Here is a 12,856-nt window from a genome sequence, read left to right as displayed (position 1 = left end):
GAGAGCGCGGCAGACTAAATGAACACATTTACCTATACTAGTAAAGGCGTATAAAGATGAACAGGCAGTTTAGAAAAGAGGAGTTTGTAGCGCATGACCAGTGGCAGGAAGAAAATTTTGATTGTTGATGATGAGCCTGATATTTTGGAGGTGCTTCGCGTAATGCTTGAGGATGAGGGCTTTGCTGTACTTGTGGATAAGGGCAATCACGTCGAAGAGCTAAGCGAGAAAGAGCATCCTAATCTTATTTTGCTTGACATGCTGCTTTCTGGCAAAGATGGGCGTGAAATTGCGCAACATCTTAAAAGCCTGCCACTCACTCAAGATATCCCCATTATTATGCTCTCGGCTCATCCTCACGCGGCAGGAACCGCGCGGGCCTATGGCGTAGATGCTTTTCTTGCCAAGCCATTTGAGATGCAAGATTTGCTGGATGAAGTAGAGAAGCAACTCTATGCCTGATCTCGCTAAGCGTATTTTGAAGTTTTGTTGCGCATTGTGCTGCTCGTTTCCTTCTGAAAAGCTTAAATAAAACAAAAACTAACAAGCGCCTGTGCGGCTTAAAGTGCGAGCGCCTGTGGATGTCGGCATGCTCGCAAGCAAGCACTATAAAGGAATATTTATGCCTTCTGTTAAAAAGATAAACTAGACAAGCTGCTCTTTCTCTTTTAGACTTACAAGTGAGTTCTATGTTCTCCGACCCAGGAAACGAGAAGGGGATCACTCGTGAAGTATGCCTTTGTTATTGACCAGCGTAAATGCATCGGCTGTCACGCATGTACTGTGGCCTGTAAGTCCGAGCATGATGTGCCCATCGGTGTCTATCGCACCTGGGTGAAGTACATTGAGAGGGGAGAGTTCCCCAATTCGCGCCGTTATTTTCTTGTAAATCGCTGTAATCATTGTGATGATGCGCCCTGTGTAGCGATTTGCCCCACAAAAGCTCTGTATAAGCGGGATGACGGGATTGTAGATTTCGATTCAAGTCGGTGCATTGGCTGTAAATCCTGTATGCAAGCCTGTCCCTACGACGCCCTCTACATCGATCCATACAGCCATACGGCGGCAAAGTGTAATTATTGTGCGCATCGTACCGAACTTGGTCTGGAGCCCGCCTGCGTGGTTGTGTGTCCCGAGCGCGCTATCATTGCCGGTGATATGCACAACCCGAGTACCGAAATAGCACGCATCATTGCGCGCGAGCCCGTGCGTGTACGCAAGCCGGAACAGGGAACCGGACCTAATGTCTATTATTTGGGAGCTGATGAAGCGGCAATTAATCCTGAAGCGGCCTATGAAGAGCTACCCCATATGAGTATGTGGAGTACCATGCTCAAGCCGCAGTATGAGGATGAGCATGAGCTGGATGGTTCGCGGACGTTACGCAGCCCCAGGACGCTTAATCCGCTCAAAGTATATCAGGCTTCGACGCCTGTAGAGCGTCAGTCGGCCGAAGCGCATGTCGTCTATGATACACCTAAGAACAGGGCTCCTTGGGGCTGGAAAGTTTCTACATACCTGGCCACGAAGTCAATAGGGACAGGCGCAATGCTAGTGGCAGCGCTGGCTCTGGCTCTCTATGGCCTGGGAGGCTCTCTTAGCACCTTGTTAGGCATAGGGGCTCCAGTGCTTGGCGGAGCGTTTATTGCTATCACCTTAGTTCTGCTGGTGGCCGATCTGAAGCGCCCCGATCGTGCTCTCTACCTTGTAACGAAGCCCAATCCTACTTCCTGGCTTGTCTGGGGCGGCTATATTCTGGCTATCTTTGGCTTGATTGAGGCTGTGTGGTTCGCAGCCGCAGTTTTTGGCTTCCCTGAGCTTATACGTTGGCTGCTTATTCCTGCAGCCCTGTTTGGGATTGCTGCTGCCGGTTATACGGCCTTTCTCTTTGGGCAAGCGGAGGGACGCGATTTCTGGCAGAGCCCCCTATTCCTACCCATACTTATAGTGCAGGCAGTTCTGGCGGGGGCCGCAGCTCTGGGACTGCTGGCCTGGATGTTGGGCGTGCAGGGAGCGTTGCCAACCCTGTTTACGGCGGTATTGCTGGGGGCGATTGTGGTTCATACTGGCCTGGTCCTGATTGAAGTCTTTGGTGCGCATAGCAATAAGCACGTGGCTATCGCGGCGCGCTATATGCGGCAGGGAGCGTTGCGCGAAACCTTCTGGGGTCCTTTCTTTGCCATAGGATCACTCATTCCTGTGGTGATGCTGGGCATCGCCTTAGCTATACCGTCAGCGCAACCGGGATTGTTGGCCATTGCGGCGATACTCGCGCTGGTGGGCTTATTCTCGTATGAGCATTGTTTTGTCACGGCCGGCCAGATTGTTCCGCTGAGTTAGGGCCTGTAGTGTTCTGGGAGAGGGAGATATGACTGAAATACCCTTGCAACAACATGTCGCACCGAGTGGGGATCAGATGACTGTACGTGATCTTGCCTCATGCCCACCACCTGAGCGCTGGCATGATTGGGTTGAGTATGATGCAAAGGCCTGGCCGCGCAAGGTAGAACGGCACTATGAGATAATTCCCACGATTTGTTTTAACTGTGAGGCTGCCTGCGGCTTGCTGGCGTATATCGATAAAGAGACGCAGCGCGTCAAGAAGTTTGAGGGCAATCCCTATCATCCGGGGAGTCGTGGGCGCAACTGCGCTAAAGGGCCGGCGACGATCAATCAAGTCAATGATTCTGAGCGCATCCTCTATCCGCTTAAGCGTGCCGGGAAGAGGGGCGAGGGCAAGTGGGAGCGCACAACCTGGGATGAAGTGCTCAATACTTTCGCAGCGAAGATTCGCACCGCCATTCTCGAAGATCGTCGGGATGAGGTGATCTACCACGTCGGGCGTCCTGGCCATGATGGCTATATGGAGCGCGTGCTTGGCGCCTGGGGCGTAGACGCGCATAATAGCCATACAAACGTCTGCTCGTCTTCGGCACGCTTTGGCTATCAGATCTGGTGCGGCATTGATCGCCCCTCGCCCGACCATGCGAATGCGCGCTTTATCCTGCTCATCAGCTCACATCTGGAAACAGGCCATTATTTTAATCCCCAGGCCCAAAGGATTATTGAGGGCAAAATGAAAGGGGCAAAGCTGGCTGTCATGGACCCGCGCCTGTCCAATACTGCCAGCATGGCTGATTACTGGTTGCCTACCTGGCCGGGCTCCGAGGCAGCGGTTCTGTTAGCAATGGCCAGGATTATTCTGCAAGAGGGGCTCTATAATCGCGAATATATGCGCAACTGGGTGAACTGGCAAGAATATATGGCGGCTGAACATCCCCAGGATGCCCAGACTTTTGAGCGTTTTATCGAGTTGCTGCTAGAGCTCTATGCCGCGTATACTCCCGAATTTGCGGCTCAGGAAAGCGGGCTGGAGCCAGCGGTTATTGTGGATATTGCGCGGCAGATCGGGCGGGCGGGAACTGCATTTGCTGCCCATACCTGGCGTGCGGCCAGCTCTGGCAATCTGGGTGGCTGGCAGGTTGCGCGCGCGCTCTGGTTCCTCTCGGTCCTTACTGGCAGTATTGGAACGCCCGGCGGCACAGCTCCTAATAGCTGGAACAAATTTGTGCCCGCTCCATTCCTTAAGCCCCCACCTTCCCAGGTCTGGAACGAGCTGCTCTTTCCGCCTGAATATCCATTGGCCAATTATGAAATGAGCATTCTCTTGCCCTACTTCTTGCGCGAGGGAAGGGGCAAAGTAGCAGCCTATTTTACGCGCGTCTATAATCCCGTTTGGACCAATCCGGATGGGACGTCCTGGATCGAGATGCTTACCAACGAGCAGCAAGTTGAGTTGCATGCGGCACTGACTCCCGTATGGAGCGAGACAGCCTGGTATGCCGATTATGTCCTACCTATGGGGCATGCCAGCGAGCGCCATGATCTCATGAGTCAGGAGACGCATGCCGGGCGCTGGATTGGTTTTCGCCAGCCCGTCTTGCGCGTCTATCAGGAGAGGCATGGCAAGGCCGTGCAATATACCTATCAGGCCAATCCTGGGGAGGTCTGGGAAGAGGATGAGTTCTGGATAGAGCTCTCCTGGCGCATCGATCCTGATGGCAGCCTGGGTATTCGCAAGTACTTCGAATCGCCCTATCAGGCCGGCGAGAAGCTAACGATTGAAGAATACTATCGCTGGATCTTTGAGCACAGCGTGCCCGGTTTGCCCGAAGCTGCGGCCGAGGAAGGGCTTACTCCATTAGCGTACATGCAAAAGTATGGTGCCTTTGCCATTCCCGAAGAGAAAGCGCCGGTCTTTAGTTTGAACGAGCGGGAGCTCAAGCCGACAGATCTTGCCAAGACGCACATTGATGAGCGGAGCGGCAAGATAGTACGCAGCGATGGGACGGCGATTGGCGTGATGGTTGATGGTAAACCCTGTGAGGGCTTTCCTACGCCTTCGCGTAAGTTAGAGTTCTATTCGCCAACCATGAAAGAATGGGGCTGGCCCGACGAAGCCGTGCCCGGCTACACGCGCAGCCATGTGCATCGCTCACGTATCGATCAGAGCAAGGGCGAATATCTCCTTATCCCAACCTTTCGCCTGCCCACCCTGATACACACGCGCTCGGGCAACGCCAAATGGCTCTATGAGATAGCCAATGCCAATCCCGTCTGGCTTCATCCGCTGGATGCTCGGCGCATTGGCGTAGAGACCGGGGATCTGCTGCGTGTCTCTACGGATATTGGCCACTATGTGAATAGGGCCTGGATTACTGATGGCATTAGGCCTGGAGTTGTAGCTTGCTCCCATCATCTTGGCCGCTGGCGGCTAGAGACAGGGAGCGGAACTGATCGTTGGGCCTCGGCTCTCGTTCGCCTTGGACGAGATGAGCAAGGGATATGGCGCATGCGACATCGCGAGGGAATTCGCCCCTTTGAGAGTGATGATCCCGATTCGGCGCGCATCTTCTGGCGCGAGGGCGGCGTTCACCAGAACCTGACCTTCCCTGTGCATCCTGATCCGATCAGCGGGATGCATTGCTGGCACCAGAAGGTGAGGGTAGAGCCAGCTCATGAGGGAGACCGCTATGGAGATGTGTATGTTGATACGCAGAAAGCCTATGCCGTCTATCAGGAATGGCTGGCAATGACGCGTCCCCAGACTTCACGACCCGATGGACTGCGACGTCCATTGTGGATGATCCGGCCATATCGACCGGCAGCGCAAGCCTTCAAACGATAAGCGCTCATCCATGTAGTAAGGGGTAAGTTCACGTGGACCATTGGTTCGCGCTTGAAAAGCGATAGCCAGGGAAGATCTCCCTGGCTATCGTATTTGTTTTGCCATGTCCCGTGTTAAAAAGCGCTAAAGCCCAGACCGTGTAAAATCATCTCTACAGCTACCACGGCCATAACTGGCAAGAAGATGATGCGCAAGGCTTTGTTGCTAAGGCGGGTCAGGACACGCGCCCCAACCAGCGCACCCAGCAAAACGCCAACCGCCACGGGGGCCGCGACCAGAGGAGGAATGTCCCCGCGCGAGAAGTAGATGCCCGCGCTGGCGGCAGCCGTCACGCCGATCATAAAGTTACTCGTTGTCGTAGAGACTTTCAGTGGCAGGCGCATAAAAGCATCAAGTGCCAGGACTTTAAAGGTGCCGCTACCAATGCCAAGCAGGCCGGAGAGTGCGCCTGCGATATACATCATCCCCAGACCCAGCGGCGTATGCGTTACCTCATAGGGGACATCGCGCCCAAGGTGCTTATCGGGATAGGTAGATGAAAGGCGAAGCCAGTTTGCCAGGCGATCATTTTTGACACGTTGGGGCAGCTCCTCGCCAATTTTGAAGATCATCGGTGCGGCAGAGATTAACAGGATAACGCCGAAGACAACGCCAAGAAGGCCGGGGCTAGCATGCCTGCGATGATCGCACCGGTAATTGCTCCAGTCGTGGTGGCCAGCTCAAGAAACATGCCTACGCGCATATTCGTGAGATGGTCGCGTACATAAGCGGCGGCAGCGCCACTTGAAGTGGCAATGACCGAGATGATGCTCGCTCCAATCGCATAAGAGATAGGCAGGCCAAAGGCCAGCGTGAGCAGCGGCACGACCAGAACTCCTCCACCCAGCCCGATTAAGGAGCCTAACAAGCCCGCTGCCACGGAGCCGGCGAAGATCAGCAAAACTGTCAGATAAGAGAAATGCACGTTAGCCCCTAGCTCGTGATGGGAGGCTGTCGTATCATGACCCAGATAGAAGATGCTGAACAAGAGCACCGCCAGGACAGTCAGCGTAATAACTACGAACTTGCGGTCTTTTTCTAGGGCGAAGGTAATCGCTGAAGCCGCCACGCGAACGACAGGCGTCGCGATGAGCAGGAATAGCCCCACAGTAATAATGGCCTGTGGACGAAATGCCAGTAGTCCACTTATTACCTGGCCGAATGTCTGGGGAAAGTGGAGCAAGCGCTGCAGCGTCAGCCCGCCCGGGCTGCTCATCAGCAAGATGAGGCCGCCGAGAATAAAAACCGCGCTGATGATCACGCCACCCTGGAGTATCCAGCCGATAATATCACTTGTCTTGAGATGAAGTCCAGGTATCTCGTCCTGCGTTGTTTGCTGTATTTCGGTTGTCCTGGTGTGAGTAGAAGTAGCCTGCCGCATTTGTGTCACCTCATGAAATGCTTTATATCTATGATAAAGGCCGAGAAATATTGCAGCCCTATGTCTTACATAAATGATTGAGGTCACATAGTCTTTATACTGCTGAGGCGGAAAGCATGGCGCTCGTAATAGTTGAGCAAAGATTAGCAAAACACTGTAATTAAAAATGCCAGTTTTAGGGGCATCGTCTCTGCTGTATCTACCGCCTTATCGCTGACGACCAAACGACCTGATGTACTTACAGAAGCTTTCTCATCTGTAAGCTGCCCAAGAAGCAGGTGTGTTTTAATTGTTCTTGAAACTAAAATAACCCTGGGTCAACATACGCGTGACCTATATTAAGTGTAGCTTATTTTCTAATATTATTCCAATATATATATTTCATTGCTTCGATAACAGCTAGGAATAAATATAAATAGTAATGAAGGTAATAGATTTTTGCAGACTTACGCATTTGGATAATTTACAGAGGATTGTTAATGGAATACTACTATAGCTGCCGAAAGAAGAAGCATCTCGGTGTGCATGGGTAAACTACGAGCAGGCAAGCAAAGGAGGAAGGCGGCCTTAGCCAGGGTTTGAAGCCGGCCCGCAAATCAGGAGGGGTTGTTATGGTGGGCGAGAAGCTCCATACCCTCGTGAGGCATCAGAAGGGGAGCGCGGCATAAAAGTCAGCATTTTTGTGTTGTAATATTAAAGAGAGATCCTGTACTTTATACTAAATTGTGTGATTTATCCTGGAATGTCTATTGAATCCTAGAAAGCCTGGCGGTCGCTATGTTCAACTTATCACATGTACGTTTCGCCCGTCCCTCGTTGAAGCAGATTTTGCTTGGGGGGCTTGGTGGTAGTGTGGGGGTGTTGGGCGTGGTGCTTGCTGTTGGGATCTATATTGTCGAGATACTGACACGTCCCAGCAAACGCCCCGCTTCGTGCTTTGATCTTTATACGTTTAGCCCTTTTGAGCTCGATTTACCGGCCGAGGAGATCACCTTTGCTCCTCTCTATGGAGACTACAAAGTGAGTGGCTGGTATATACCTTGTCCAGGCGCGAAGACGACAATTATCGTCTGCCCCGGTTATCGGGGGAAGCGAGAGGACGTCTTAGGTATATGCGGCCATCTATGGAAAGCCGGTCACAACATCCTGGCATTTGAATATTATGGACATGGAAGCCCGGTTGGAAAGCCGGTCACCTTAGGCTATCGCGAGATCAATGATTTTCTAGGGGCTGTAGTCTATGCCAAGCAACGTGCACCTCGCACGAGATTGGGCGCTCTGGGCTATTCAATGGGAGCATCTGTGGCTATTATGGCTTGCGCTAGAACAACCGAAGTAGAGGCTCTGGTATTGGATAGTGGCTTTGCCTCGCATAAGAGCGCAGTTGGCTATGCTGTGCGTCGTACTTTGCATCTGCCGTTTATTCTGTTTGATTGGGTTACCGATTGGCTTCTAGGCTGGAAGGCTGGCTATCATTTCAGACAGGTTGAGCCCTTACGTGATATAGGTCGCCTCGCTCCTCGTCCGCTCCTAATTATTCATGGCCTCAAAGATACAGTCGTAGATCCACAAGATGCTCCTCTGTTATATGAGGCGGCCGGAGAGCCAAAGGAGCTCTGGCTTGTCCCGAATGCCGATCATTGTGGCGCTTACTTTGATGACCGCGCTGCTTATGTAGAGAAAGTTGTGGGCTTCTTTGAACGCCATCTGCTGCTGTCTTCTTCTGAGGAAGATGGAGGCGGAGAGGCAAGCAAGTTAACAGAGGCCAGCTAAGTATAATCCAGGGTGATGACCATTCCATCTCTTGCGGCACGCGTGTTGGCGAAGATACGGCGTGCCGCTTTTTCGGCTACAGCTGGATCATTAATTTTAGGGCTGAAATGCGTCAAAATCAGCTCGTGAGCTCTGGCTTCCTGGGCGATGCGGGCTGTCTCGGTGACGACCATGTGTGCATTGGCTTTAGCTAGCGGCAAGTCATCAGGGTTGTCATACATACTCTCGCAGATCAGGAGATCTACATCATTGGCAAATGTCGTGAGCGTGCTTGTTGGTCGGGTATCGGTGATAAAGGCTAGCGAGATACCACGCCGTGGTGGACCCAGAACCTGGTCAGGCGTGATGCTCCTTCCATTGTGTTCCAGGGTTTCGCCACGTTGGAGGTGCGACCAGAGCTGAACAGGTAAGCCCAGAGCCTGCGCTCTCTCGACTTGGAAGGCTGGACGCCGCGCTAGCTCTACACGGTAGGCCAGACAGGGTACGCCATGAGAAGCGCGCACACATGAGCCCTGTAACTCCCCGGGAAGCGCAAATTGCTCCCCGCCTTCCATCTCCCGAATCTCGATGGGGAAAGGTAAATCCGCTGCAATACGCCTGAGGCCCTCAATAACGTAGGTTGTGCCTGGCGGACCATAAATGGTGAGGGGTTCAGTCCGTCCAGCGTGGGCAACCATAAAAAGCACGCCAGGTAGGCCGGCAACATGGTCGGCATGCATATGTGTCAGACAGATGGCTCCCAACTGGCGAAATCCCCATCCCAGCGATTTCCAGGGAACTTGCGTGCCTTCCCCACAATCAAATAGCGTGAGGGTTGCCCCACAACGCACAAGGGCGCACGAGAGCCAGCGTCCAGGGAGCGGCATCATGCCGTAGGTGCCTAGCATACAGATATCAATCATCGATAGATCCTTTGTCCTGCTCTGGATTTCGGAAGAGCTAGTTGCTCATGGCAAGTCGCTAGTTGAAAAGCAATTTTCTCTTCACTATACCAGATTTGCTATCTGTTGCCTACCTTCATGTGGCGGTCATCCCGGTTCCAGGCGCATTGCAGGCTTCCCAGTTTTGCTACGACTCAGGGTTATATTTATGCATAGCATTCATAATACCATGAATATTATGATTTGCGATCATCAGCGTATTTGCCTATACTTGTCCTGAGAATGCTTAATCTGGAAACGAAGGAGGCGAAGCATGAGTTATTTGCGAAAAGTCGCGCTTGTGCTGGGGGCCACAGGACAGCAGGGTGGGGCTGTGGCAAGACAATTACTGACAAGCGGTTGGAGCGTGCGCGCTCTTGTGCGCGATCCACAGAAAGCAGAGGCGCAAGAGCTCCATAATCTCGGGATAGAGCTAGTAAAAGGGGACCTGGACCTTCCGGCCACTCTGGCAGAAGCCATGCAGGATGTACAGGGAGTTTTTAGCGTGCAGGCGATATTGTATGAGCGCGCCAAGGAAGTGCAGCAAGGAAAAGCTGTGGCCGAGGCGGCAAAAGCTATGCATGTTCCCCATCTCGTGTATAGCTCGGCCATCGGGGCCAATAGAGATATCGGTATTGCGGCCTTTGAGGCCAAAGGTGAAATCGAGCGCTATCTTCAGGCCCTCAAGCTACCTGTCACGATTCTGCGGCCCGCGATGTTTATGGACAATTTTCGCTTTCAGGCCCGCAGGGTAAATGGTTCGATTTACCTGCCAGCGCTGGGCGATGCCGAGACGAGCATCCAGGCCATTGCTGTGCGCGATATAGGCGTATTTGCCGCGCTGGCCCTTAATGATCCACAGACGTATATTGGTAAAGCGCTGGAGATTGCTGGCGATGAGCTGACGCTAGCTAGACTGGCAGAGGTGTTTCAGCAGGTGTTTGGGCTGCCAGTCGTCTATCAAGCTGGCTCTTCTGAAGCGGGACAAGATCTGCAGGGAGCAAGAAAAGCCTCGGCATTTTTGGCAAAGGAGGGCCTCAAGGCTGATATTGCCTCCTTGCGGCAAATCCATCCTCAGCTACTCTCATTGGAAGCGTGGCTGCGGCAGGCAGCTTTACCACTTTAAAGCTGCCAGATTTTCATAGGTGCAGGCGGGGAAGGTGCCTTAATAATTCCAGGCCTACTTTTCCCGCTTCTCAGCCCGGGTAGAGGCTTCCCTGGTGCTGGCCAGCACATCGCGCAAAAGGCGATGGACAAAGATATAGTTTCCACCCACTTTGCGCAACAGGAGGCGCTCTGTAGCCTCGTCAAGAAAGGCGCTAAGGTTCCAGGGCAGAAGGCCAGAATAGCAGAGGAAGAAGCGCAGTACGAAATGTTGGAGAAAGGCGGCAATCCCCGTACGCCCTCCGACCAGGCCAAAGGCCAGCCCAAAGATCAGGCCACCGCTTGCGCCTAAAACTATCCCAAAGAGCGGAGCATAGGCAAGCGTTGCAATTGATGCGCCGTAAAGTCCAAAGATCAAACCTCCAGCGATTCCGAAGAGCGCTACACAACTGCCGGCCAACAGAAATCCACGCCGGCCAGAGCGCCAGATGCCCTCGTTGGGCGCCAGGGAGAGCCTTTCGGGGAGTTGTTTTGGCGAGAGCCCGCCAATAGCGCCACCTACCAGGCCTACAAGCAGGGCAGCCGCCAGGCCGAGCGTGATACCACCTGGCAGCCCAACGACAATCCCTCCGGCCAGTCCTCCGGCAGCTCCTACGATCAAGCCACCGGCCAGCCCTAGCTTTAAGCCTTTCCAGGCTGCGGCTCCTGACCAGCTAGCCACTTCTGCCGGCACGATGCGTTGCTGCTTAAAGATGATGCCAAAGGCGAGCCCTCCTACGAGGCCGCCTATGCAGCCAACCGTCAGGCCGAAGATCAGGCCAAAGAGCGGATTGGCGACGCTTCTGTGGATGAGCCAGTAGGCGCAACCGAACGTTGCCCCAAAGATTGGCCCGAAAACGAGACCGAAGACCAGCCCATACGTAATGGCCATGCCCCAGCGATACCAGCGACGAGCCCATGCTGATAGCCAGGCTGGCTGAAGATCTTCGATAGCAAGAATTGTCTGTTGCTGGTTATGCAACTGCCTGGCCAGATAGGTTAGCCAACCTTGCATCTGCGCAGCCGTTCCCCTGTGCAAACGCGCTCTCCTGCTAAGCATATGCTTTACATAATATCTAAAGAGTGCCTGTGGATATTCCTGATGTGTCGCTGGCAAATCGATGGAAGTAGCGCCCTGGTAGGCTAGCGTAAAGATCGAGAGGAGCAGCGGTCGCCGAGCTAGCTCAAGCAGATCGCGGTCTTCGTTAAAGGCCTGGCGGAGGATCTCAATCTGGCCGGAGATGCTGGAGAGATACGTATCGATTTGTTCGTTTGTCAGGGGAAGCAGCATAACTGCATATTGCAAGGGGAGTTGAACTGTGAGCGCCTGGTACTCGTCGTTGCGACAACAAACGACGAGTGGAGTTTGCACTGTTGCGCGGTGCATATAGGCTATAATTGCCTCCACGCAGGCGTTGCGTGCAGTTTCCTCGACTTCGTCGAGGCCATCAAGCAGCGGAAAGATCTTATCGGTTTCTATCCAAACTCGCCCGAGCTGCTGAGGGACCTGGTATTTCGTTTTTAACTCTTCAACGAGCCATTGATCCAGTGGGCAGCGCTGTTGGGCCCAGGAGGAAAGATGAAAGATGACTGGCATTCTGCGGCCTTCATTGCTTTCTGCGCGATCGAGAAGAGTGCGGGCGAGATAGAGAAGCAAGGTAGTTTTTCCCGACCCGGGCTCGCCAAGAATAAGTAACTCCTCATCGGCCTCATCGAAGACCTGGACAATGCTGGTTCCCGCTGGCAAGGGACGTGGCTTATGTTCAAGTTCTTGTACCACCAGGCGCCAGGGATTCTCCAACGCATCTGTCTGTTTCTGCAGGTGCAGATCTACCCAGACCGCGTTCTGCAGCGACTGCGCCAATAAGCCCTCGATCCACAGCGTTCGGACATGTTTGAGCAAGCGCGCCCGATTTGTGTGCTCAAGAGAGCTAAGGTGAGATGCGCCAGGAGAACGGCGGGCCGGGAGAAACTGTTGAAGTTCCTGCGCTACAGTTAGAAGCGCTGCGTCCTGATTCTCCCATAAGATCACCGGCTTTTTGTTGCGCGGCAAGCATTGCAGATGCGCTACCTCTGTAGTTTCCCAAGCGCAGGGGCGTACAAGGACTGGAACAATGAGGAGCTGGCCCAACTGCTGGCGTTGGAAGGCTTGCAGCATTTCAGGGCTGTTATAATCCTCAGACTTGAAATAGTCAGCGCTCAGCAAAAGGAGCAAGATATCGGCGGAGCTCCAGGCCTGTCGACGTTCCAGCGCTCTATCGGTCCCAGCTGGAATAAGTTGCTCGTGCCATTCGCTGAGCCAGCCCTTGCTCACGAGCGGATGAAGATGAGATGAAAGTTTTTCAAGAAGCCTGTAATCGTCAGGCGCGCAGGAGTAGACCAGTTTTATGGATGCCATCATCAATCCCCTTT

At 53.4% G+C, this 12,856-nt stretch carries 7 protein-coding genes and 2 pseudogenes; 5 read left to right on the top strand and 4 right to left on the bottom strand.

Annotated elements, in window-relative coordinates; translation table 11 throughout:
* The first annotated feature begins 93 nt into the window (after positions 1-93).
* From EPA93_RS22395 to EPA93_RS22385, 3 genes are all read left to right on the top strand, one after another.
* Positions 94-462 carry a response regulator gene (locus tag EPA93_RS22395; protein WP_129889646.1) on the top strand — a complete coding sequence of 123 codons (369 nt, stop codon included), beginning with the start codon at positions 94-96 and terminating at the stop codon, positions 460-462.
* Positions 463-726: 264 nt separating this feature from the next.
* On the top strand, positions 727-2,340 hold the full coding sequence (locus EPA93_RS22390) for a 4Fe-4S dicluster domain-containing protein (protein WP_129889645.1): 1,614 nt from the start codon (positions 727-729) through the stop codon (positions 2,338-2,340).
* Positions 2,341-2,368: 28 nt separating this feature from the next.
* The gene (locus tag EPA93_RS22385) at positions 2,369-5,188 is read left to right on the top strand and encodes a molybdopterin-dependent oxidoreductase (RefSeq protein ID WP_129889644.1); all 2,820 of its coding nucleotides are present in this window, start codon (positions 2,369-2,371) and stop codon (positions 5,186-5,188) included.
* 113 nt (positions 5,189-5,301) lie between these two features.
* On the opposite strand, the pseudogene EPA93_RS22380 reads toward EPA93_RS22385, so the two are convergent.
* Positions 5,302-6,152: pseudogene (locus tag EPA93_RS22380) on the bottom strand (sulfite exporter TauE/SafE family protein).
* A 108-nt stretch (positions 6,153-6,260) separates the two neighbouring features.
* Positions 6,261-6,608: pseudogene (locus EPA93_RS51035) on the bottom strand (DUF1634 domain-containing protein); the annotation flags it as partial.
* Between the two features lie 777 nt (positions 6,609-7,385).
* On the opposite strand from EPA93_RS51035, the gene EPA93_RS22375 reads away from it, so the two are divergent.
* Complete coding sequence (locus EPA93_RS22375) at positions 7,386-8,381, top strand: alpha/beta hydrolase (protein ID WP_129889643.1); 996 nt, start codon at positions 7,386-7,388, stop codon at positions 8,379-8,381.
* On the opposite strand, the gene EPA93_RS22370 is transcribed toward EPA93_RS22375, so the two are convergent.
* Positions 8,378-9,283: a ribonuclease Z gene (locus tag EPA93_RS22370; protein WP_129889642.1), complete on the bottom strand. Its 906-nt coding sequence runs from the start codon at positions 9,281-9,283 to the stop codon at positions 8,378-8,380. The genes EPA93_RS22375 and EPA93_RS22370 overlap by 4 nt on opposite strands.
* Before the next feature lie 292 nt (positions 9,284-9,575).
* Between EPA93_RS22370 and EPA93_RS22365 the strand changes: the two genes are divergently transcribed.
* Positions 9,576-10,427: an NmrA/HSCARG family protein gene (locus EPA93_RS22365; RefSeq protein WP_129889641.1), complete on the top strand. Its 852-nt coding sequence runs from the start codon at positions 9,576-9,578 to the stop codon at positions 10,425-10,427.
* A 54-nt stretch (positions 10,428-10,481) separates the two neighbouring features.
* On the opposite strand, the gene EPA93_RS22360 is transcribed toward EPA93_RS22365, so the two are convergent.
* Positions 10,482-12,845: an NACHT domain-containing protein gene (locus tag EPA93_RS22360; protein ID WP_129889640.1), complete on the bottom strand. Its 2,364-nt coding sequence runs from the start codon at positions 12,843-12,845 to the stop codon at positions 10,482-10,484.
* Between the last annotated feature and the right edge of the window lie 11 nt (positions 12,846-12,856).

It is taken from the genome of Ktedonosporobacter rubrisoli, from assembly GCF_004208415.1.
GTDB classification, from domain to species: domain Bacteria; phylum Chloroflexota; class Ktedonobacteria; order Ktedonobacterales; family Ktedonobacteraceae; genus Ktedonosporobacter; species Ktedonosporobacter rubrisoli.
This window is presented reverse-complemented; position numbering and strand designations above follow the sequence as displayed.